The organism is Pseudomonas sp. B21-056, from assembly GCF_026016325.1.
GTDB lineage: Bacteria > Pseudomonadota > Gammaproteobacteria > Pseudomonadales > Pseudomonadaceae > Aquipseudomonas.
In genome coordinates this window covers 1673343-1694508 of the sequence record NZ_CP087203.1, presented here as the reverse complement: position 1 = coordinate 1694508, position 21166 = coordinate 1673343, and the positions used below count along the sequence as shown (strand labels likewise).

Sequence of the window (21166 nt, the reverse complement as noted above, 5' to 3'; positions counted from 1 at the left end):
CTCTAACGCATCGCTGGACATAACAACAAACACGTCTTCCCCCCGAGGGAAATCAGCAGGAGAGCAGCATGAAGCAGACGCAGTACGTGGCCCGCGAGCCCGATGCGCAAGGTTTTATCCACTACACCGCCGAAGAACATGCGGTGTGGAATACGCTGATCACCCGCCAGTTGAAAGTCATCGAAGGCCGCGCGTGCCAGGAATACCTCGACGGAATCGACAAGCTTGGCCTGCCCCACGACCGCATCCCGCAGTTGGGCGAAATCAACAAAGTGCTGGGCGCCACCACGGGCTGGCAAGTTGCCCGGGTACCGGCGTTGATCCCCTTCCAGACCTTTTTCGAATTGCTCGCCAGCAAACAATTTCCGGTGGCGACCTTCATTCGCACCCGGGAAGAACTGGACTACCTGCAAGAGCCGGACATTTTCCACGAGATCTTCGGTCACTGCCCGCTGCTGACCAACCCCTGGTTCGCCGAATTCACCCACACCTACGGCAAGCTCGGCCTGCAGGCCTCCAAGGAAGAACGCGTGTACCTGGCGCGCCTGTACTGGATGACCATCGAATTCGGCCTGGTGGAAACAGCGCAGGGCCGACGCATCTACGGTGGCGGCATCCTGTCTTCGCCCAAGGAAACCGTGTACTGCCTGTCGGACGAGCCGGAGCACCAGGCCTTCGATCCGCTGGAAGCGATGCGCACGCCGTATCGCATCGACATCCTGCAACCGGTGTATTTCGTATTGCCAGAGCTCAAGCGTCTGTTCGACCTGGCCCATGAAGACATCATGGGCATGGTCAAGCGCGGTCGGGAACTGGGCCTGCACGCACCGAAATTTCCGCCGAAAGCCGCCTGAATGGCGTTTTTTGATCCCAAGTGAGTCTGTTGCACCACGCGGCTTTGCTTTAGCGTGGGAGCCATCGACGCTTTTAAAATATTCGATACAGGAACACATCATGAACACTCTGAACCAAGCCCATTGCGAAGCCTGCCGCGCCGACGCCCCACAGGTCAGCGATGAAGAACTGCCGGTACTGATCAAGCAGATCCCGGACTGGAACATCGAAGTGCGCGACAGCGTGATGCAGCTGGAAAAGGTTTTCCTGTTCAAGAATTTCAAGCACGCCCTGGCATTCACCAATGCCGTCGGTGAAATCTCCGAGGCCGAAGGCCATCACCCGGGCCTGCTCACTGAGTGGGGCAAAGTCACCGTGACCTGGTGGAGCCATTCCATCAAGGGCCTGCACCGCAACGACTTCATCATGGCCGCGCGTACCGATGACGTGGCCAAGACCGCCGAGGGCCGCAAGTAATGCATTTCGACGCCATCGGCCGGGTGCCCGGCGACCCGATCCTCGGCCTGCTGGAGGCCTACGCGGCGGACAGCAACCCGAGCAAGTTCGACCTGGGCGTGGGCGTCTATAAGGACGCCCAGGGCCTGACGCCGATTCTTGAATCGGTGAAACAGGCCGAGCAGCACCTGGTGGATCGCCAGATCACCAAGACCTACATCGGCGGTCATGGCGACGCCAACTTCGGCCGGCTGATCAGTGCGCTGGTCCTGGGTACCGATGCCTTGCAGATCGCGGAAAAACGCGCCGGTGCCACCCAGACCCCGGGCGGCACCGGCGCCCTGCGCCTGAGTGCCGACTTCATTGCCCAGTGCCTGCCGGGCCGTGGCGTATGGTTGAGCAACCCAACCTGGCCGATCCACGAAACCATCTTCGCCACCGCTGGCGTCAAGGCCAATCACTACCCCTACGTGGGCAGCGACAATCGCCTGGATTTCGAAGCGATGCTGACAACCCTGGGCCAGGCACCGAAAGGTGATGTGGTGCTGCTACACGCGTGCTGCCACAACCCCACCGGTTTCGACCTGTCCCAGGACCAATGGCGCCAGGTACTGGAGGTGGTGCGCAGTCGTGAGCTGTTGCCGCTGATCGACTTCGCCTACCAGGGCTTCGGCGACGGGCTGGAGCAGGACGCGTGGGCGGTGCGGTTGTTCGCCCAGGCATTGCCCGAGGTGCTGATCACCAGCTCCTGCTCGAAGAACTTCGGCCTGTACTGCGACCGCACCGGTGCATTGATCGTCTGCGCCCGCGACGCCGACAAGCTGGTGGACATCCGCAGCCAACTGGCGAACATCGCCCGCAACCTGTGGTCGACGCCGCCAGATCATGGTGCGGCGGTGGTCGCGACAATCCTGGGCGATGTGCAACTCAAAAGCCTGTGGGCCGACGAAGTGGAGGCCATGCGCCTGCGCATCGCCCAGCTACGCAGTGGCCTGCTGGATGCCCTCGACCCCCACGGCTTACGGGAACGCTTCGCCCATATCGGCGTGCAACGCGGAATGTTTTCCTACACCGGCCTGTCGCCGGAACAGGTCAAGCAGCTGCGCGAGCGCCACAGCGTGTACATGGTCGGCACGGGCCGGGCCAACGTGGCCGGTATCGATGCAACGCGCCTGGACCGGTTGGCCGAGGCGATTGCGGACGTTTGCAGGTAGGAGCTGTGCCTGCATAACCCTGTTGGAAAAGGACTTATCTGTGGCGAGGGGATTTATCCCCGTTGGGCTGCGAAGCAGCCCCAAAATCAGTCACTGCGGTGTGTCAGGTTACTTCTTATGTAAGCAGTTTGGGGGCTGCTGCGCAGCCCAACGGGGATAAATCCCCTCGCCACAAAAGCGCTGCTACAAACCTGTCCACTCACGGACGAATTCGGCGGTGTCTTCCTTCGGCGCCGTCCGGGCTTCTTTCTGTGGTGTGCCCAGGTAAAGGAAGCCGATCACCTCTTCCCCCACGTCAAGCCCAAGCCCCTTGGCCACGTGCGGCGAGTACGCCAGTTCGCCCGTGCGCCACACACCGCCAATGCCCTGGGCATATGCCGCCAGCAGGATCCCGTGGGCGGCGCAGCCGGCTGCCAGCAACTGCTCGGATTTCGGGACTTTGAAATGGTCCTGCAAACGCGCGATCACGACCACGACCAACGGTGCCCGCAGCGGGCCATTGAGGGCCTTTTCCACGACCGCTTCGGGCACCAGCGGATCATTGAACCGTGCCGCGTCGGCCAGCAGTTCACCCATGCGATAACGCGCCTGCCCTTCGATCGTCAGAAAACGCCAGGGTCGCAACTGCCCGTGATCCGGGGCGCGCATTGCCGCAGCGAACATGATCTCCCGTTGTTCAGGCGTGGGTGCCGGTTCCACCAGGCGAGGAACGGAAACACGGTTGAGCAAAGCGTCGAGAGCCTGCATCGGCCACCTCCCTGAAAAAATGTCTGGCTATTCTAGTGGCTGTACGGTGAGTCCGTTAGCGCAAATTGGCCACCGACGCATACACCCGTCGCGCCGGGTGCGGTTTACATGCCGCTTGCCGTGGGTAGAATGGCGCCCTCTCCTTCCAGCCCGAGCGGACTTCATGGCGTTGCCGACCCTGCGGATCATTGGTTTCATCATCGGCATTTTCCTGATCACCCTGGCGATCTTCATGGTCGTGCCCATGGCCACCCTGCTGATCTTCGAGCGCACCGGCGACCTGCCATCGTTCCTCTGGTCAAGCATGATCACCTTCGTAGCCGGCCTGGCCCTGGTGCTTCCCGGACGCCCCGAGCATGTGCACCTGCGTCCGCGGGACATGTACCTGCTGACGGTCAGCAGTTGGCTGGTGGTGTGCATCTTCGCCGCGCTGCCTTTCCTGCTGACCCAGCACATTAGCTACACCGATTCATTCTTTGAAAGCATGTCGGGGATCACAGCCACCGGTGCCACGGTCCTGAGCGGCCTCGACACCATGTCCCCCGGCATCCTGATGTGGCGCTCGTTGCTGCACTGGCTCGGCGGGATCGGCTTCATCGGCATGGCCGTGGCGATCCTGCCGCTGTTGCGCATTGGTGGCATGCGCCTGTTCCAGACCGAATCCTCGGACCGTTCGGAAAAGGTCATGCCCCGCTCCCACATGGTGGCGCGGCTGATCGTGGCGTCCTATGTCGGCATCACCATTCTCGGCACCCTGGCGCTCTGGTGGGCCGGGATGAGCCCGTTCGATGCCGTCAACCATTCGATGTCGGCGATTTCCACCGGTGGTTTCTCCACCTCGGACCTGTCCCTGGCCAAATGGACCCAACCGGCGGTGCACTGGGTCGCCATCGTCATCATGATCCTCGGCAGCCTGCCCTTCGCCCTGTACGTCTCGATGCTGCGAGGCAACCGCCGGGCGCTGATCAAGGACCAGCAGGTTCAGGGCCTGATCGGCGTGCTGCTGGTGACCTGGCTGGTGCTCGGCACCTGGTACTGGGCGACCACCGACCTGCATTGGCTGGACGCGCTGCGTCACGTGGCCCTGAACGTGACCTCGATCGTCACCACCACCGGCTTCGCCCTGGGGGACTACAGCCTCTGGGGCAATTTCTCGCTGATGCTGTTCTTCTACCTGGGGTTCGTCGGCGGCTGCTCGGGGTCGACGGCCGGCGGGATCAAGATCTTCCGCTTCCAGGTTGCCTACATCCTGCTCCGGGCCAACCTCATGCAACTGATTCACCCCCGCGCGGTGATCAAGCAGAAATATAACGGCCACCGCCTCGACGAAGAAATCGTGCGTTCGATCCTGACGTTCTCGTTCTTCTTCGCCATCACCATTTGCGTGATCGCCCTGCTGCTGTCGCTGCTGGGGGTGGAGTGGATGACGGCACTGACCGGCGCGGCCAGTACCGTGTCCGGCGTCGGCCCGGGGCTGGGGGAAACCATTGGCCCGGCCGGCAACTTCGCGCCGCTGCCGGATGCAGCCAAGTGGATCCTGTCCGGTGGCATGCTGTTGGGCCGGCTGGAAATCATTACGGTGTTCGTGTTGTGCATCCCGGCGTTCTGGCGTCACTGACCGGTTTGTCCAGCCTCGCTGCCCGGTATTCACCGGGCGTGACATCGAACCAGCGGCGAAAGGCGCGAAAGAAATTGCTCGGGTCGGCAAACCCCAGCAGATAGGCAATCTGCAGCAAGGTCATGGCCGGTTGCGCCAGGTACTGCTCGGCCAGTTCGCGACGGGTATCGTCGAGCAGGGCCTGGAAACTGGTGCCCTCTTCCTGCAGACGCCGTTGCAAGGTGCGCTGGGACAGATGCAGTGCCTGCGCCACCACATCACGCTTGGGTTCGCCCTGGGGCAGCAGCCGACACAGCACCTGGCGCGCCTTGTGGGTCACGCGGCTTTCCGAAAAACGCGTCAGGTACTCACCGGCAAAGCGATCGTGGAGCTGAGCCATGGCCTCGTTGGCCGTGGGCAGCGGTGCCTCCATGTCGGCCCGTTCGAAGACCAATGCATCATAGGGTGCACCGAACACCAGCGGCGCAGAGAACGCCTGTCGATAAGGCGTCCGGTCGAGCGGTTCGGGCCCCTGGAACAGCACTTTGACCGGGTGCAAAGTGCGTCCGGTCAGCCAGTTGCACAGGCTCAGCGCACAGGCCAGGGACGCTTCGGTACTTTGCCGGGTCGGTGGGAGATGATCGCCGTGCACCGTCAGAATCAGCCCATAGTTCCCTTCCCACTGGCGGATACTCAGGTCGGCACTTTCGGCAATGATGCGCTGGTAACGCACCAGCCGCTGGAAACCTTCGATCAACGTGCGGCTGGACATCAGGGCATAACCGACCACATGGAACGACGCCGGGCGCATCACCTTGCCCATGTTCAGGCCAATGGCCGGGTTGCCCGACAGCTCCACCGCCAGTTGCCAGAGCCGCGTCATCGAATCCTGGGGGAAACGGGCGTCCGGATCGTCCAGCGCATCAAAGTCCAGCCCCAACTGCCTGAACATCAACCGACAATCCAGGCCGTCCATTTCCAGCGCCTTGACAATCCCCATCGCCCAGCTTGAAGAAGTGGTTCGTTCGCTCATGACGCATCACTTGCATGACAAGCCGCAGAGTACGGCTGGATTTGCGAAGGATACTAAAGTGGCGCTCATTGTCACTGGCTGTTGCAGACGATCGCTCTAGACTTGAAAACAGAACCATCACCAAAGAGCCTGCAGTCTTGGAAAACATCAGACAATTCAAGAGTTTCGCTGACTTCTATCCGTACTATCTGGGCGAGCACAGCAACAGCACCTGCCGACGACTGCACTTCATCGGCACCTCCCTGGTCATTCTGATTCTCACCCTGGCCCTTGTCGCAACCGCTTGGTGGTGGTTGATCACCTTGCCGGTGGCCGGCTACGGCTTTGCCTGGGTCGGGCACTTCTTCTTCGAAAAAAACCGCCCGGCCACCTTCAAGCATCCGCTCTACAGCCTGCTCGGCGATTTCGTCATGTACCGCGACATGTTGCGGGGCAAGGTGCCGTTCTAGAAAAGAAACATCCCCCTGTGCCAGGTTCAGGCCGGCTCGGCGACTTTGAGGGCCTTCAACTGGGCTTCGCGCGCCTGGGCATCCGCCAACCGGTACAACTCGATCGAGCCATCCCAATGCTCGATCAGCGCTGTACAGGATTCGACCCAATCGCCGCAGTTGAGGTACTCCACCTCGCCCACCATGCGAATCTCGGCGTGGTGAATGTGCCCGCACACCACGCCGTGCAGTTCGCGTTTCACGCACTCATGGGCGATGGCTTCTTCGAAGTCGCTGATGAAGCTGACGGCAGTCTTGACCTTGTGCTTGAGATACGCCGACAGCGACCAGTAACCGTACCCATAGCGAGCCCGCCAATGGTTGAGCCAGCGGTTCAGCGTGAGGGTGAATTCGTAGGCCGAATCCCCGAGAAACGCCAGCCAGCGGTGATAGCGGGTGATGACGTCAAACTGGTCGCCATGAATCACCAGCAGGTGCCGGCCATCGGCGGTGACGTGCACCGCCTCGTCCACCAGTTGGATATTGCCCAGGATCAGCTTCGAATAACGGCGCAGGAACTCGTCATGATTGCCGGTGACGTAGATCACTTCGGTGCCGCGCTTGCTCATGGTCAGCAAACGCCGGATGACGTTGGTGTGGGCCTGGGGCCAGTACATGCCGCCGCGCAGCTTCCAGCCGTCGATGATGTCACCGACCAGATAGATCTTGTCGGCGTGATAGCCCTTGAGGAACTGCGACAGATGTTCAGCCTGGCAATCCCGGGTACCGAGGTGCACGTCGGAAATCCACAGGGTGCGGACACGCTGCTTGCGGCTGGGTCTGGCGAGCTCGGCGCTGGTCATGGGCAACCCCTCTGATCGTTTTCACCACTGTGCACACCGGCGGTTAATGGCCCATGACGAACACATGTCGATTAGATGACAGGGCGACGCGACACGCCCTCGGTGTATGCTGGCCGTCAGCCCTGGGAGACTCCGATGAGACCGATCCTCACCCTCCGCCACTACAGCCACGACCTGATCGTCCACAGCCACGACCACGTCCAACTGGTCTTCGGGCTGTCAGGCGCGCTGGATTTCGAGGTGGAAGGACGTGGCAGCCAGGTGGTGCAACAGAGTTTCGTGGTGATACCGGCCGGTGCTCATCATGCTTGCGACAGCCCTCGCGGTAGCCATTGCCTGGTGCTGGACGTGCCGGATGACGATTGGGTCGGCCTATCCCTGGGGGATCACGCCGAGGCCAGCCGTCGCCTGCTGGACAACACCGCTTGCCTGCCCCTGGACGCGGGACAAAGCCAATTGGTCAACTGGCTCGCGGGCAGCCCGGTGAACGACCCGCTGATCGCCCAGCAAGGTGCGGTGCTGCTCCTGGCCAGCCTCAACGGCGTTCGCCAGGTAACCACCGGCGGCCGGCGCCTGCCCTACGCGGCCCTCGACGCGCACATTGACCAATACGCCGCCTACCCGCTGCAAGTGGCGGACCTGGCCCGGATCGCAGGACTTTCCAGTGCTCGCCTGCATGCACGCTTCGTCGCTGAATGCGGGCAAACCCCGATGGACTACATCCGCAGCCGCCGCTTGCACAAGGCGCAAGCGCTGCTGCGCGATTCGGACCTGCCCATCGGCGAGATCGCCCATCGGGTCGGCTACAGCTCCCAGAGCGCCTTCGCTGCGGCGATACTGCGCGAATTCGGCACGTCGCCGGGCAAACTGCGCCGTCCGCGCTAGCCTGGCGCTAAAAGTCGCCAGGATTGCGACAGACGCTGTTCCCTTCCCACGCTTAAATACACAAAACCCTGTGGCGAGGGGATTTATCCCCGCTGGACTGCGTAGCAGTCCTAAACCTGACATGCAGTTAGAGCCGCTTCGCGGCCCAACGGGGATAAATCCCCTCGCCACAGGGTTCTATGTTGACCGTTTTCTATTTGGTTTATCTGCTCTAAGGACTGCAATGACTCCCCGTACCGCCCTCGGCGCCCTGCACATTGGCGCACTGATGTTTGGCCTGACCGGTGTGTTCGGTAAACTCGCCGCCGCCTCGCCGACGATCATCGTATTTGGCCGCGCCGTGTTTGCCGTGCTGGCCCTGGCGGCCTTCGCCCGGTTCGCCAGCCACACGCCCTGGCAGAAACTCCGGGCACGGGACGGCTGGCGACTGCTGCTGAGCGGGCTGTTGTTGACCGGTCACTGGGTGAGTTTCTTCATCGCGGTAAAAATCGCCGGGGTGGCGATCGCCACGCTGGGGTTCGCCAGTTTCCCGGCCTTCACGGTACTGCTCGAAGGGCTGGTGTTTCGCGAACGGATCCGAGCCAATGAAATCCTGCTGGTGGTGCTGGTGAGCATCGGCCTGGTGCTGGTGACGCCGGCTTTCGACCTGGCCAGCGGTGCTACCACCGGCCTGTTGTGGGCAGTGGCGTCGGGCTTGCTGTTTTCCCTGCTGTCATTGACCAACCGCGCCGGCGCAGGCTTTGTACCGCCGGTGCAGGCGGCGCTGTGTCAGAACCTGGTGGTGGCGGCATGCCTGTTGCCGCTGGCCGCGCCACAGCTAAGCGCGGTACGCCCGCTCGACTGGCTGTGGATCGGCCTGCTCGGGGTGTTCTGCACCGGCCTGGCCCACAGCCTGTTCGTCGCCAGCCTGAGGGTGATCAAGGCCCGTACGGCGGCAGTGGTGTTCGCCATGGAGCCGGTCTACGGCATCAGCATGGCCTGGCTGCTGTTCGGTGAAACCCCGACCCCGCGCATGCTGCTGGGTGGCGCGCTGATCATCACCGCCATCGTGGTGTCGAGCCAGCTAAGCGGCGCAAAAAAACCGGTGGCTGGCAGAGAAGCCAGCTCTCACTGAACCCGGTCGTTGTGGCCCAGGTCCCGCTCCGGGTCGATCCGGTCGCGGACCCGTTGCTTGAGCACCTTGGCCTCGGGGAAACCACCGTCGGCCTTGCGCTCCCAGATCTGCTCGCCATCGCAACTGATGTGGAACACCCCGCCGGTGCCCGGCACCAGGGACACCTTGCCCAGATCGTCACCGAAGGTACTGAGCAGTTCCTGGGCCAGCCAGGCAGCGCGCAGCAACCATTGGCACTGGGTGCAATAGGTAATGATGACTTCCGGTTTCTGCTCGGTCATTGCAGGTCGACTCGTGGCTTCGAAGGCGTCGCTATAATACTCGCCTTTGACCGCCCGCCCCGAGATTGACGATGCGCCGCCTGCTGCCTTGCCTGTTCCTGTTGCTATTGCCCTTGTTCGGCCACGCCAACGAGCCCGTCGCCGAAACGTCGCGTCCGAAGATCGGCCTGGTACTGTCTGGCGGCGCGGCGCGCGGGCTGGCCCACATCGGCGTGCTCAAGGCCCTGGAAGAACAAGGCATCAAGATCGACGCCATTGCCGGCACCAGCATGGGTGCGGTGATCGGCGGGCTGTACGCCTCGGGGTACAAGATCGATGAACTGGAAAAACTCGCCCTGGGCATCGACTGGCAGCAAGCCTTGTCCGACGCCCCACCCCGCAAGGACGTGCCGTTCCGGCGCAAGCAGGACGACCGGGACTTCCTGGTGAAACAGAAACTGAGCTTTCGCGATGACGGCAGCCTCGGCCTGCCACTGGGGGTCATCCAGGGACAGAACCTGGCCCTGCTGCTCGAGAGCCTGCTGGCCCACACCAGCGACACCCGGGACTTCGACAAACTGCCGATCCCTTTCCGCGCCGTGGCGACCGATATCGCCAGCGGCGAAAAAGTCGTGTTCCGCAAGGGCCACCTGCCCAAGGTGATTCGCGCCAGCATGTCAATCCCGGCGGTGTTCGCCCCGGTAGAACTGGACGGTCGCCTGCTGGTGGACGGCGGGATGAGCGACAACATTCCCTTGGACGTGGCGCGGGAAATGGGCGTGGACGTGGCCATCGTGGTCGACATCGGCACCCCGCTGCGCAATCGCAAGCAACTGGTCACGGTGGTCGACGTCCTGAACCAGTCGACCACCCTGATGACCCGACGCAACTCCGAAGAACAACTGGCAACGCTGAAGAAAGACGACGTATTGATCCAGCCGGCCCTGGCGAGCTTCGGTTCCACCGATTTCGGCCGGGCCCCGGAAATGATCGATGCCGGCTACCGTGCCACACAGATACTCAAGGCCCGCCTGGCACTCCTGCGCCCTGCCGAATCGACCGACGTCGAACTCATGGCAGCACGTACCCCCAGCCAGCGCACCCCGGTCATCACCGCCATTCGTGTGGAAAACGATTCGAAAGTCGGCGACGACGTGATTCGCTATTACGTTCGCCAGCAAATCGGCGAGCCCCTGGACCTGGGGCGCCTGCAGACCGACATGGGCACGTTGTACGGCCTGGATTACTTTGAACAGGTGCAATACCGCGTGGTGCACAAGGGCCCGGACAACACCCTGGTGATCAGCGCCCGAGGCAAACGTACCGGCACCGACTACCTGCGACTGGGGCTGAGCCTGTCGGACGACATGCGCGGCGACAGCGCCTTCAACCTCGGCGCCAGCTACCGGGTCAACGGCATCAACCGCCTCGGCGCCGAATGGCTGACCCGGGCGCAGCTTGGCGACAGGCAGGAGTTGTACAGCGAGTTCTACCAACCGCTGGACGTGGGCTCGCGCTACTTCGTCGCTCCCTACGGGCAATTCGAATCCCGCAACGTCGAAGCGATCCTGGACAACGATCCGATCGCTCAATACCGCGTCGAACGTTATGGCCTGGGCCTGAACCTGGGTCGGCAGATCGGCAACAGCGGCGAGATCCGTTTCGGCATCGGCCAGGCCTGGGGCAAGGCAGATGTGCGCATCGGCGATCACAACCAGCCCAGCGAGAATTTCAATGAAGGCTTCTACGACCTGAAATACTCGTTCGACTCCCTCGACAACGTGTATTTCCCTCACGAAGGCGAAGACATCGGCCTGTCCTGGCGTCAGTACGAACCGGGGCTGGGCTCCGACCAGCGTTACCGACAATGGGAGTTCAAGTTGGACAAGGCCCTGAGCAGCGGGCCAGACACCTACATCCTGGGCGGGCGCTATGGCCGCACCCTCGACACAGCCGAAATCGTGACGTCGAGCTTTGTGCTGGGCGGCGCGCGGCAGTTGTCGGGCTTTCGCGAAGACGGCATTTCCGGGCAGAACATGAGCCTGATGCGCGCCGTGTATTACCGTCGACTGACGCCGCGGGCCTACCTGCCCCTGGACTTTCCGTTGTACATCGGTGGCTCCCTGGAGCGCGGCCGGGCCTGGAACAACGACAACGAATTCGACAGCGGCTATATCAATGCCGCCAGTATTTTCCTCGGATTCGACACGCCGTTGGGGCCGCTGAACTTCAGTTATGGCTTTAACGATGATGATGAGCAGGCGGTGTATTTGAACCTGGGGCAGACGTTCTGATCGGATCGTCGCCAATACCCTGTGGGAGCGAGCCTGCTCGCGATAGCGGAGTGTCAGTCAGCATCAATGTTGTCTGATGTACCGCTATCGCGAGCAGGCTCGCTCCCACATTGCTTCGGGGGAAACGGTTACTTCAGCGAATCCCGGCCAGCAACACCCGGGCGGTCTGTTTGAGGGGTTCGTCGCCGTCCTCCAGCAGTTCTTCAAGCAGGGCGATTGCAGTTTTCAAGTCGCCGTCATCGATGCAGTTCTGCGCCTGCTCCAGTTTTTCAGCGTGTTCCGGCGCTTCGGGTTCAAGGGACATGGACTCCAAGGACAATGAGTCAGATTCAGGCTCGAGGGGCAGCGCTTCCAGCTCCAGCGACTGCTCTTCATCGGCAAACCCGTCGAGGAAGGCATCGTCCAGCGACTCGGTTTCCAGTGGCGCAGTCCATTGCAGCTCCGGCTCGTCGAACCCCGAAAGAGACAACGCTTCGGAGACGTCAACGGCAGGCGTCGCAACGGGGGCTTTCTCCTCGGCGCTGTCTTGCGCATCGGTCAGGTCCCAGTTGCTTTCCATGGACAGCGCATCCAGATCCAGCTCAAATTCGTCGCTAGGCACGTGGACAGGTGCAGGCACAGGAACGGGGGCTTCAGGTGCTTGAAGCTCTGGCGCCGCCACCACGGGCGCGGCAACCACAGCAACCTTCGGATAACGCCCGCGGATGTCCTCCAGCGTCCTGGCATCGACGCCCTGCGCCAATAAATGATGTTCCTGGGCCTGAAAGCCGATGGCATCGCCCTGCTTGCCCAGCACTTCCAGCAATTTCAGGCCCAGGTCGATACGCTCCGGCTCCGCCAGCAATGCCGCGCGCAACAACCCTGCTGCTTCGGTGAAGCGGCCGTAGGTCAGGTAGATCCCGACGCCTTCCAGCACGTCGCCCACCGGTGAATCACCGTTATTGAACGACGAAGCGACCTCGGGCTGCTCCGTATCGGTTGTCGATGCATAGGCGTCGGCGCTGTCTTCAAGCATCGGTTCGGGGCGTTCCGGCATCGGCTGTGCACCGGCCTGCTCCTGCCGACGACGGAAGAACAGCAGCAACGCAAGCAATCCCAACAGTCCCACCAGCCCCGCCACCCACAGCCAATTGACGCCTTCGGGCTCGGGCTGCTCTGGCGCAGGTTGCGGCGGCGTCACGGGCTGTGGCTCAGCCACTGATGCAGCCTGCGTCGCATCAGTTACAGCGGGCACCGATGGCTGCGCAGCAGACGTAGCCGGGGTCGGTGGGACCTCGGCCAGTTTCGCCTGCAACTCGCTGATCTGCTTGCGGTGACCAGCAATTTCTTCGTCCTGGGCTTGAAGCCGGGACTGCAACTCGTCGATGGTTTTCTGTTGTTGCTGGTTTTGCAGCACGCTGGCGGCCAGTTGCTCGTCGGCGGCGACAGCGGCTGGCGCGGCGGCGGTTTCTGTCGGGGACGGCAACACGGCCGAATCGGGCAGCAGCAGGCGCTGGCCGATGGAGAGCCGCTCGCTGCCCGGGTTCAAGGCCTGGATGCCTTGCATCAATTCATGGATCGAAGCGCCGCTGCCGGCATCATGCAGGCGTTTGGCGATGACCCAGGGGTTGTCTCCCTGCACGACGGTGTAGCGCTTGCCTTGGGTCGCCGGGGGCGGCTTGATAGCCGGCGCCGACGGGGTCGGCATCGAAGACCGGGGCGCAGCGGCAGGCTCGTCGGAAGCGGGGACGATACCCGGCGTGCCCGGCGGGTCGATCAGCACGGTGTATTCGTGCAAGAGACGTCCATTGGGCTGATTGAGCTGCACCAGGAAATTGAGGAACGGTTCTTCCACCGGTTTGCTGGAAGTGACCCGGATGAAACTGCGCTCGCCGCGCAGCACCGGGGTGAAGCGCAGGTTACTGAGAAAGAACACCCGCTCCACGCCAGCGCGATTGAAGTCGTCCGGGCTTGCCAGGCTGGCCGACAGATCACCCTCGCTGAGCCCGGCCGCATCGATCAGGGCGATATCGGCGCGCAACGGCTGGTTCAGGGCGGAATGGAGCGTGATCTCTCCCAGCCCCAGCGCAGACGCCAAGGCCGGATACCCCAATGCACCCAAGACGATTGACACGTTGACCCAACTGCGCAACGTGGACTGCAAACTTTCAAGCATGGGTATCCCTTTCGATTCGAACGCTTCCAATACGATCGCTTACTACTGGTTATAGTTCGCTAATCGCCGAATCTCAAAAGTCGGGATACCGCCGATATGCCTCAGGATTTTTCCAGATTGGCCAGGATCCTGCCGTGAACCCGCATGCACACCCGCATGTCCTCTTCCTCGATGCCTTCGAAGAGCTCCCGACGCAGTTGCGTGGCAATGGTTTCAATCTGTTCGATCAACGGCCGTGCCGGTGCGCAGAGCACGATTTTCTTGGCCCGGCGGTCCTCGGCCACGGCCTGGCGCTGCACCAGCCCCTGGGTTTCCAGGCTGTCGAGCAAACGGGCCAGGGTCGGGCCTTCGACGGCGACGCTCTGGGCCAGTTCGCGCTGGGTCGGTGCGTGTTCGAAGCGAGCCAGGTGCAGCAGCACCAGCCAGCGCGCCTGGGACAGGCCCAGACCGGCCAGGCGACGGTCCAGCTCGGCACGCCAGCCCCGGGACATCTGCGCCAGTTGCATGCCAAAACGGTGTTGATCGGTCAACGACATAAAAAACTCATCAGGTCTGAAATAGGAGAAATACTAATTATTAGTCAGCTAAGCATGCACTTCGGATTCAAGCAAGGCCCGGCCCGCACTGAATCGTTAAAGGAACGCAACTTACTGATCAGACTTCAAATTCCGACTGCAACGCAGCCCTCACGCAATAGAGGACACCTTCCGGCACCCGACCGACGAACAGCGCGGCGACCTCCGCCACAGCCGGTAGCTCGCCCTCGCCGTCGAGAAACGCATCCTGCACCTCGCCCATCAAGTCCTCGGGCAGGTCCAGGGCCTGTTCCAGCGACAATTGCTGCTGCCCGATGGCTTCGGCCAGCATCGTGTAGACGTTTTTCTCCGAGCACTGCAGTTGTCCGGCGATCTGCAACGGCGTCATGCCGGCCCGGGCCAGGGTGATCAGCTCATGGCGCACATCGGCCACTGCCTTCGGCGCCTCGGCCTCGCCGCCCAGCACCTGGAGGAAGGCCTCGCCATAGCGCTCCAGCTTGCGCGCGCCAACGCCGCTGACCCGGGCCATCTCCGCCAGGGAGGTGGGTTGGCTGCGCAGCATTTCCAGCAGCGTCGAATCGGGGAAGATGACGTACGGCGGCACGGCATGCTCTTCGGCCAGCTTGCGACGCAGGGCACGCAAGGCTTCCCACTGATCGCGCTCTTCACCACGGACCAGTTGGCTGGCCTGGCTCTTGCTGCTCTTGACCGCGGTCGCCGGCTTGAGATCGCGGCGCAGTTCCAGGCTCACCTCGCCTTTGAGCAACGGCCGACAGGTCTCGCTCAGGCGCAGGCCGCCGTAGCCTTCCAGATCGATGTCCACCAGGCCACGGGCCACGAGTTGCCGGAACAGAGAACGCCATTCGCTCTCGGAACGGGCCTTGCCGACCCCGTACACCGACAGGTGCTGGTGGCCGAAACTGCGGACCTTCTCGTTGTCCTTGCCCAGCAAGACATCCACCAGATGCCCCACGCCATAGCGCTGGCCGGTGCGGAAAATGGTCGACAACGCCTGGCGCGCCGGCTCGGTGGCGTCCCAGGTTTCCACGCCGTCGACACAGTTGTCGCAGTGCCCGCACGGCTGGGGCATGTCTTCGTCGAAATAGGCCAGCAAGGTCTGGCGGCGGCAGCGGGTTTCTTCGCACAGCGAGAGCATCGCATCGAGCTTATGCTGCTCCAGGCGCTTGTGGCGTTCGTCACCTTCGGAGTTCTGCAGCATCTGCTTGAGCATCACCACGTCTTGCAGGCCGTAGGCCATCCAGGCGTCGGCCGGCAAGCCATCCCGGCCGGCACGACCGGTTTCCTGGTAATAGGCCTCGAGGGATTTGGGCAGGTCCAGGTGCGCCACGAAGCGCACGTTCGGCTTGTCAATGCCCATGCCGAACGCCACGGTGGCGACCATGATCAAGCCTTCCTCGTTGAGAAAGCGCTTCTGGTGATAGGCCCGCAATTCATTGGGCAGCCCGGCGTGATAGGGCAACGCCGGAAACCCCTGTTCGCAGAGAAACGCCGAGACTTCGTCGACTTTTTTCCGTGACAGGCAATAGACGATACCGGCATCGCTGCGCCGTTCGGCGAGGAACGCCAGCAACTGCTTGCGCGGCTGCTCCTTGGGCACGATGCGGTAGAAAATGTTGGGGCGGTCAAAACTGGAGAGGAACCGCTCGGCATCCTGCAAGTGCAGGCGCTCGACGATTTCTTCCCGTGTCCGCTTGTCGGCGGTGGCGGTCAGGGCGATGCGCGGTACGTCGGGGAACAGCTCCGCCAGTTGCCCCAGTTGCAGGTATTCGCGACGGAAATCGTGGCCCCACTGGGACACACAGTGGGCTTCGTCGATGGCGAACAGGGCGATTTCCAGGCTCTGCAGGAAGGCCAGCATGCGCGGCTGCACCAGCCGTTCCGGGGCCAGGTAGAGCATTTTCAGCTCACCGCGCCGGATCCGCGCCGCCAGGTCCCGCTGCTGCTCGGCACTCAGGGTGGAGTTCAGCGAAGCGGCGGCAACGCCCAGTTCCTCAAGGGTCGCGACCTGGTCGTCCATCAAGGCGATCAGCGGCGAAACCACCACCGCCAGGCCATTGCGCAACAACGCCGGAACCTGGAAGCACAAGGACTTGCCGCCGCCGGTGGGCATCAGCACCAAGGCATCGCCACCGCTGGCTACGCGCTCAATAATGGCACCCTGACGGCCACGAAAACTGTCGTAGCCGAAGATGTCCTTGAGGACGCGTTGAGCCTGTTCGAGCATAGAAACTCCAAAAATCACCGAAACATCCCTGCAAGGCTGGTTCAGAATCAAACAGGCTGCACCGGCAAATCGTAAGTGCGCGTTTCGAACCGGTGGGACACCGCAGGGCATCACAAAACGCGGCAGTATACCCGAGGCCTTCGTTGCAAAGGGCGCTGCTGACAAGAGGTGTTCAAGAGCCGCGGCCCCCATGCCTTGCGCTGTGTAGGAGCTGCCGAGTGCAACGAGGCTGCGATCTTTCCCCTGACCATTGAGTCGCAAGCCGAAGATCAAGATCAAAAGATCGCAGCCTTCGGCAGCTCCTACAGGTATCGTGGCCCGCCGGCACGCCAAGGTAGAGGCAAATCTGCCAAGCGGCTGGCCTGGGCGCTCAAGAAGGCCTAGAATTCCCGCATTGTTTATTCCCCCAAGGTAGCCCGTAATGTCCTTCGCTGAGCAACTGACCCGCCTGCAAGTCTTCCTCGACGCCGATGAGCTGCACGAGGAAGCGCTGGACTACGTGGCCGCTCACGGCTACCTGACCGCCCTGTCGATCTGCTCCGAGCAGGTGCCGGATCGCGAGTGGATCGACGCTCTCTTCGCCGAAGAGCCGCACTACACCGACGACGCCCAACGCATAGAAATCGAAGCCACGCTGGTCGGCCTCAAGGCGCACATTGCCCGTCAACTGGCCTCCGACGAAGAATTCGAGCTGCCCTGCGAGCTGGACCTGGGCGATGACCCGGACGACTCGGAGCTGCGTGGCTGGTGCATCGGTTTCATGGAAGGCGTGTTCCTGCGCGAAGCGGCCTGGTTCGAAACCGCCGAAGAGGAAGTCAGCGAAATGCTGCTGCCGATCATGGTCGGTTCCGGCCTGTTCGACGAGCAACCGGAGTTCTCCGACATCGCCGCCGATGCCAACCTGATGGACGACATGATCGTACAGATCCCGGAAGCCCTCACCGCCCTGTACCTGCTGTGCAACGCCCCGGACGAAAAGCCGGCAATCCTCAAGCCTCGTCACCACTAAGACGCGGCCTATGGACAACCCCATAGGCAACCGCCCCCTGATGTTACGCTACGTGCTGCTGGCCATCGGCTGGCTGAGCGTGGCATTGGGAGTGATCGGGATTTTCCTGCCAGTACTGCCCACCACCCCCTTCCTGCTGCTGGCAGCCGCCTGCTTCGCCCGCAGCTCGCCGCGTTTCTACCAATGGCTGGTGGAGCACCCGCGACTTGGGCCATGGATCAAGGACTACCTCAGCGGCAACGGCATCCCGCTCAAGGGCAAGGTCTACGCCATCGGGTTGATGTGGGCGAGCATTCTGTTGTCGTGTTACCTGGTGCCCTTGCCGTGGGCACGGGGGTTCATGTTGACGAGTGCGGTGTTGGTGACGGTTTACATCCTCAGGCAAAAGACTTTGCGCAGGCCTTGACGATGGGAACACCTGCTTGAGAAGACAGCAGTGCTTCGCTTGCGACCATCCGTCTTAAACCAGGCCTCACCTGCTAACTCTGACAGTAGCGGCCCCTGTCCATCGGAGGTTTGATACAGCCTCATCCCGTCCCCCCCTGCGATCAGGAGTCCACTCATGACCGACTCGTCGACTTCCGCCGATCAATCCGTGCTGGAGCTCTACCCACCCAGGCTGCCGCTCGCCACGGAACCAGTCATAGGCGCCCATTACGGGGTGCCTTTGCATATTTATGACCTCGACCCCATGGGTTGCAAAGTGGAGGTTGGTCCCTATTTGGGCCAGCAAGCAGGCGATACCGTTTCGATCAACTTGAATGGCGAGACGGGCCTGGACAGCGACCAGACTCAGGGCATCGACGACGCGGTCACGCTCTATATCCCGCACCGCAAATTATGGCATGGCAACATCAACCGATTGACCTACACCGCGAAGCGCGGCAGTACGAACCTTGACACCTCTCTGCCATTGGAAATCATCTACAACAGCATTCGGCCCGGCAACCAGGACCGGACGCCCGGAGACGGCGAGCATTCGGAATTGGAATTGCTGTTGCCGGACGAAATCAAGAATGGCGTGGGGCCGGGTTTCACCAGCGCCACCGTGTGCGTGAGCTACCCGTATTGCCGGGCCCATGACCGCATCTGGCTCAACTGCAACGGCACGCCCAAATATCACACGGTTACCGAAACCGAAGCACCGCCACCGCCGGAACATGGTTCGGCAACCCCTACCAAGGTGTGCTTCGAAGTCACCAGTGCCGACCTGGGAAACGATCATCCGCAATTCAAATTTTCCTACACGGTGAACGACCAGCTCAACAACTCCCCGGATCCCAATGCCCCGTGGTCAGCCGTACAGACAGTCGACGTGGACCAGGCCGGCAATCGGCTGCCGGCGCCGATTCCGAGGGAAATAGCCAGCGATGTCGTCGATGACCCGAACACCATCGACCTGGATAAACTGGGCAGCAACCCGCTGTTGCTGATTATCCTGACTGTCGACCCGCGCTTCATGCCGGGAGATTCGGTCGAGGCGACCTACATCAGCAAAGTCGCCGGCCAACCGGACGTCGTAACCACCGTGACGGGCAGCGTAGAAGCGGACGAGTTCGGTCAGAAAAAACCCTGCATCCTTCAGATCCTCAACGACAAGGTCATTCCGGCCAGTACGGTGGAGATGACCTACAAGTTATTCAGGAATACGGCACTGATGGGTGCCTCAAGAACGGCCAGGGCGATCGTGGTTGGAGGGGCGCAGGCCCCACTACCCCCGACCATCGACGAGGCCCCGGACGGCCAGCTCGACCCTGCCAATACACCCAACGGTGCCACGGTACGGATACCGGCCGAGGTCAATCTGCTGGGAGGCGATCGCGGCGAAGTGCGTTGGGTAGGACTACCCGGTGCGGGCAGCATCAACGTGCCGTTTACGATCTCGTCCAGCGAAGCTGGGCAGTCGAAACCCGTAGTCGTCCCGCAATCGGTGGTATTGGCGAACGTTGATCGAACCATCACGCTGGATTACACGCTGCGACGTCAGGGAGGTTCGCCCGTTCCTTCGCAACCGGCGGTCTATGACGTGCGACGGCAGGTGGGATCCGGACAGTTGCTGGTCATGGGCGCGCGCGGCACGTCGAATTCCCTGCACTGGACGACAGTGGGAAGCAGCCGCTTGCTCACCGCGTTGAACGCCGTCACACAGCAACCGCTTGAAGCGCTATGGCGGTACGAAGGCGACAGCGGCGACCCGATCCGAAGTGCCGTGTTCCATGACAAACAGCCCTGGCGGTTACTGCACGTGAGCACCAGCGAGGATGAGGTCCGTGTCAATCCCGCTAATCTGTTTGGATGCGGCAACTTTAAAATCCATGACCCCTCGCAACCATGGGGCGCTTTCATCGCTCGCCGGAACCAAGGCAACCTGATTGGGTGGGGGGTGCCAGGGCACGGCGGCGCCGTTCCGTCGACCATTGCGACACTCACCGACATCGTCGGCGTTGCTCACGCTGCCTATGCCTTCGCCGCATGGCGGGCTAACGGTCGTGTGGTGGCTTGGGGCTGGGAGGAGCGAGGCGGTGTCGTACCGGCGGCAATCGGCAATCTTACCGATATCGTCGAAGTGGTTGGGACCGGACATGCCTTTGCTGCACTGCGGGCGACGGGCCACCTGGTGGCGTGGGGAGACGCGATCGCGGGTGGCGTAATTCCTGCGGACATCGCCCAGCTTGATGACTTTGAAGAAGTGGCCGCATCAGCACACGCCTTTGCCGCGCGGCGAGCCAACGGCACCGTGGTGGCATGGGGAAGAGCGGACCTGGGGGGAGCGGTGCCGAGCGATATCGCCTCGCTCACCGATATTGTGGAACTGAGCAATGCTTACTATGTCTTTGCAGCAAGGCGAGCCAATGGATCTGTAGTGGCGTGGGGAACTGAACCGAACGCCGGCGGCACAGTGCCGGCGGCTATTGCGACACTCACTGACATTGTCGAAGTGGTTGGCGCGAGTACGGCACTTGCCGCCCGACGATCCAATGGATCGGTGGTGGCGTGGGGAAATGCGAACAGCGGCGGAGCCATTCCGGCGCCAATTGCGACGCTCAACGACATCATCCAGGTAGTCTCTACATCTGGATCCTTTGCCGCCCTCAGGGCCAGCGGCCATGTGGTGACCTGGGGGAGTTCGGACCATGGGGCGCCGGTGCCTGCCACCATCGGAGTTTTCGACGATATCGTTCAGATTGCAGCCACTGCCGCAGCATTTGCCGCATTGCGCCGCAACGGCACTGTAGTGGCATGGGGTAATGAAACGTGGGGAGGCGTGGTGAACGTGAATGACCTGACGAATGTACGGGCTCTTTACGCCAACAGTCAGGCCTTTGTCGCGCTCACAAGCGATGGGCGAGTGGTCACCTGGGGCCTTGCCGACGCTGGGGGTAACAGCGACTCGGTCCAGGGACAGCTACGCGGTCAGATCTCCTATTACGCAACCCCCGCGTCGCGCGGCGCCGCGCTCAAGCGCCAAGCGCGCAGCGAGGGCGCATAGGCGACT

At 62.2% G+C, this 21166-nt stretch carries 18 protein-coding genes; 11 read left to right on the top strand and 7 right to left on the bottom strand.

The genetic code is table 11. The features are described 5' to 3' along the window. Positions 1–68 precede the first annotated feature (68 nt). The 3 genes from phhA (at position 69) to LOY67_RS07570 (ending at position 2504) form a co-directional block, all read left to right on the top strand. Complete coding sequence (gene phhA, locus LOY67_RS07580) at positions 69–854, top strand: phenylalanine 4-monooxygenase (RefSeq protein ID WP_265066630.1); 786 nt, start codon at positions 69–71, stop codon at positions 852–854. Positions 855–954: 100 nt separating this feature from the next. Next, on the top strand, positions 955–1311 hold the full coding sequence (locus LOY67_RS07575; protein WP_013692526.1) for a 4a-hydroxytetrahydrobiopterin dehydratase: 357 nt from the start codon (positions 955–957) through the stop codon (positions 1309–1311). Beyond that, a complete protein-coding gene (locus LOY67_RS07570) occupies positions 1311–2504 on the top strand; it encodes an amino acid aminotransferase (RefSeq protein WP_265066629.1) in 1194 nt (397 codons plus the stop codon). The genes LOY67_RS07575 and LOY67_RS07570 overlap by 1 nt, the downstream gene beginning before the upstream one ends. 183 nt (positions 2505–2687) lie before the next feature. Here the strand turns inward: LOY67_RS07570 and LOY67_RS07565 are convergent, their stop codons facing one another. Further along, positions 2688–3251: an NAD(P)H nitroreductase gene (locus LOY67_RS07565; protein WP_265066628.1), complete on the bottom strand. Its 564-nt coding sequence runs from the start codon at positions 3249–3251 to the stop codon at positions 2688–2690. 163 nt (positions 3252–3414) lie between these two features. Between LOY67_RS07565 and LOY67_RS07560 the strand changes: the two genes are divergently transcribed. Next, positions 3415–4869, top strand: coding sequence for a TrkH family potassium uptake protein (locus tag LOY67_RS07560; protein ID WP_265066627.1), 1455 nt, complete (start codon positions 3415–3417; stop codon positions 4867–4869). Here the strand turns inward: LOY67_RS07560 and LOY67_RS07555 are convergent. Continuing rightward, positions 4826–5881, bottom strand: a complete 1056-nt coding sequence (locus tag LOY67_RS07555) for an AraC family transcriptional regulator (RefSeq protein WP_265066626.1) — start codon at positions 5879–5881, stop codon at positions 4826–4828. The two genes, LOY67_RS07560 and LOY67_RS07555, sit on opposite strands and share 44 nt — an antisense overlap. Before the next feature lie 137 nt (positions 5882–6018). Between LOY67_RS07555 and LOY67_RS07550 the strand changes: the two genes are divergently transcribed. Beyond that, the gene (locus tag LOY67_RS07550; protein ID WP_265066625.1) at positions 6019–6330 is read left to right on the top strand and encodes a DUF962 domain-containing protein; all 312 of its coding nucleotides are present in this window, start codon (positions 6019–6021) and stop codon (positions 6328–6330) included. A gap of 26 nt (positions 6331–6356) precedes the next feature. Here the strand turns inward: LOY67_RS07550 and LOY67_RS07545 are convergent, their stop codons facing one another. Next, the gene (locus LOY67_RS07545; protein WP_265066624.1) at positions 6357–7172 is read right to left on the bottom strand and encodes a UDP-2,3-diacylglucosamine diphosphatase; all 816 of its coding nucleotides are present in this window, start codon (positions 7170–7172) and stop codon (positions 6357–6359) included. A 135-nt stretch (positions 7173–7307) separates the two neighbouring features. Between LOY67_RS07545 and LOY67_RS07540 the strand changes: the two genes are divergently transcribed. Both LOY67_RS07540 and LOY67_RS07535 read left to right on the top strand, forming a co-directional pair. After that, a complete protein-coding gene (locus LOY67_RS07540) occupies positions 7308–8057 on the top strand; it encodes a helix-turn-helix transcriptional regulator (protein WP_265066623.1) in 750 nt (249 codons plus the stop codon). Between the two features lie 223 nt (positions 8058–8280). Continuing rightward, positions 8281–9171 (top strand): DMT family transporter, encoded by an 891-nt coding sequence (locus tag LOY67_RS07535; RefSeq protein WP_265066622.1) that lies wholly within the window; start codon positions 8281–8283, stop codon positions 9169–9171. On the opposite strand, the gene LOY67_RS07530 is transcribed toward LOY67_RS07535, so the two are convergent. Beyond that, positions 9165–9452 carry a SelT/SelW/SelH family protein gene (locus tag LOY67_RS07530; RefSeq protein WP_024778616.1) on the bottom strand — a complete coding sequence of 96 codons (288 nt, stop codon included), beginning with the start codon at positions 9450–9452 and terminating at the stop codon, positions 9165–9167. The genes LOY67_RS07535 and LOY67_RS07530 overlap by 7 nt on opposite strands. Positions 9453–9523: 71 nt before the next feature. Here LOY67_RS07530 and LOY67_RS07525 point away from each other — a divergent pair, with 71 nt between their 5' ends. Further along, positions 9524–11725, top strand: a complete 2202-nt coding sequence (locus LOY67_RS07525; RefSeq protein ID WP_265066621.1) for a patatin-like phospholipase family protein — start codon at positions 9524–9526, stop codon at positions 11723–11725. Between the two features lie 133 nt (positions 11726–11858). Here LOY67_RS07525 and LOY67_RS07520 read toward each other — a convergent pair whose 3' ends face one another. The 3 genes from LOY67_RS07520 to recQ form a co-directional block, all read right to left on the bottom strand. Beyond that, a complete protein-coding gene (locus LOY67_RS07520; RefSeq protein ID WP_265066620.1) occupies positions 11859–13880 on the bottom strand; it encodes a FimV/HubP family polar landmark protein in 2022 nt (673 codons plus the stop codon). A gap of 101 nt (positions 13881–13981) precedes the next feature. Further along, positions 13982–14416: a MarR family transcriptional regulator gene (locus tag LOY67_RS07515; RefSeq protein ID WP_265066619.1), complete on the bottom strand. Its 435-nt coding sequence runs from the start codon at positions 14414–14416 to the stop codon at positions 13982–13984. Positions 14417–14534: 118 nt separating this feature from the next. Beyond that, positions 14535–16661, bottom strand: coding sequence for a DNA helicase RecQ (gene recQ, locus LOY67_RS07510; RefSeq protein ID WP_265066618.1), 2127 nt, complete (start codon positions 16659–16661; stop codon positions 14535–14537). 421 nt (positions 16662–17082) lie between these two features. Between recQ and LOY67_RS07505 the strand changes: the two genes are divergently transcribed. The 3 genes from LOY67_RS07505 (at position 17083) to LOY67_RS07495 (ending at position 21160) form a co-directional block, all read left to right on the top strand. Then, positions 17083–17670 carry a YecA family protein gene (locus LOY67_RS07505; protein WP_265066617.1) on the top strand — a complete coding sequence of 196 codons (588 nt, stop codon included), beginning with the start codon at positions 17083–17085 and terminating at the stop codon, positions 17668–17670. Positions 17671–17680: 10 nt separating this feature from the next. Continuing rightward, positions 17681–18076, top strand: coding sequence for a YbaN family protein (locus LOY67_RS07500; RefSeq protein ID WP_265066616.1), 396 nt, complete (start codon positions 17681–17683; stop codon positions 18074–18076). Between the two features lie 156 nt (positions 18077–18232). Further along, the gene (locus LOY67_RS07495) at positions 18233–21160 is read left to right on the top strand and encodes an RCC1 domain-containing protein (protein WP_265066615.1); all 2928 of its coding nucleotides are present in this window, start codon (positions 18233–18235) and stop codon (positions 21158–21160) included. Positions 21161–21166 lie beyond the last annotated feature (6 nt).

What these genes read in the sequence shown, in the direction of transcription:
- phhA (WP_265066630.1), top strand. Translation starts at nt 69, where the DNA reads ATGAAGCAGACGCAGTACGTGGCCCGCGAGCCCGATGCGCAAGGTTTT.
- LOY67_RS07575 (WP_013692526.1), top strand. Translation starts at nt 955, where the DNA reads ATGAACACTCTGAACCAAGCCCATTGCGAAGCCTGCCGCGCCGACGCC.
- LOY67_RS07570 (WP_265066629.1), top strand. Translation starts at nt 1,311, where the DNA reads ATGCATTTCGACGCCATCGGCCGGGTGCCCGGCGACCCGATCCTCGGC.
- LOY67_RS07565 (WP_265066628.1), bottom strand. Translation starts at nt 3,251, where the DNA reads ATGCAGGCTCTCGACGCTTTGCTCAACCGTGTTTCCGTTCCTCGCCTG.
- LOY67_RS07560 (WP_265066627.1), top strand. Translation starts at nt 3,415, where the DNA reads ATGGCGTTGCCGACCCTGCGGATCATTGGTTTCATCATCGGCATTTTC.
- LOY67_RS07555 (WP_265066626.1), bottom strand. Translation starts at nt 5,881, where the DNA reads ATGAGCGAACGAACCACTTCTTCAAGCTGGGCGATGGGGATTGTCAAG.
- LOY67_RS07545 (WP_265066624.1), bottom strand. Translation starts at nt 7,172, where the DNA reads ATGACCAGCGCCGAGCTCGCCAGACCCAGCCGCAAGCAGCGTGTCCGC.
- LOY67_RS07540 (WP_265066623.1), top strand. Translation starts at nt 7,308, where the DNA reads ATGAGACCGATCCTCACCCTCCGCCACTACAGCCACGACCTGATCGTC.
- LOY67_RS07535 (WP_265066622.1), top strand. Translation starts at nt 8,281, where the DNA reads ATGACTCCCCGTACCGCCCTCGGCGCCCTGCACATTGGCGCACTGATG.
- LOY67_RS07530 (WP_024778616.1), bottom strand. Translation starts at nt 9,452, where the DNA reads ATGACCGAGCAGAAACCGGAAGTCATCATTACCTATTGCACCCAGTGC.
- LOY67_RS07525 (WP_265066621.1), top strand. Translation starts at nt 9,524, where the DNA reads ATGCGCCGCCTGCTGCCTTGCCTGTTCCTGTTGCTATTGCCCTTGTTC.
- LOY67_RS07520 (WP_265066620.1), bottom strand. Translation starts at nt 13,880, where the DNA reads ATGCTTGAAAGTTTGCAGTCCACGTTGCGCAGTTGGGTCAACGTGTCA.
- LOY67_RS07515 (WP_265066619.1), bottom strand. Translation starts at nt 14,416, where the DNA reads ATGTCGTTGACCGATCAACACCGTTTTGGCATGCAACTGGCGCAGATG.
- recQ (WP_265066618.1), bottom strand. Translation starts at nt 16,661, where the DNA reads ATGCTCGAACAGGCTCAACGCGTCCTCAAGGACATCTTCGGCTACGAC.
- LOY67_RS07505 (WP_265066617.1), top strand. Translation starts at nt 17,083, where the DNA reads ATGTCCTTCGCTGAGCAACTGACCCGCCTGCAAGTCTTCCTCGACGCC.
- LOY67_RS07500 (WP_265066616.1), top strand. Translation starts at nt 17,681, where the DNA reads ATGGACAACCCCATAGGCAACCGCCCCCTGATGTTACGCTACGTGCTG.
- LOY67_RS07495 (WP_265066615.1), top strand. Translation starts at nt 18,233, where the DNA reads ATGACCGACTCGTCGACTTCCGCCGATCAATCCGTGCTGGAGCTCTAC.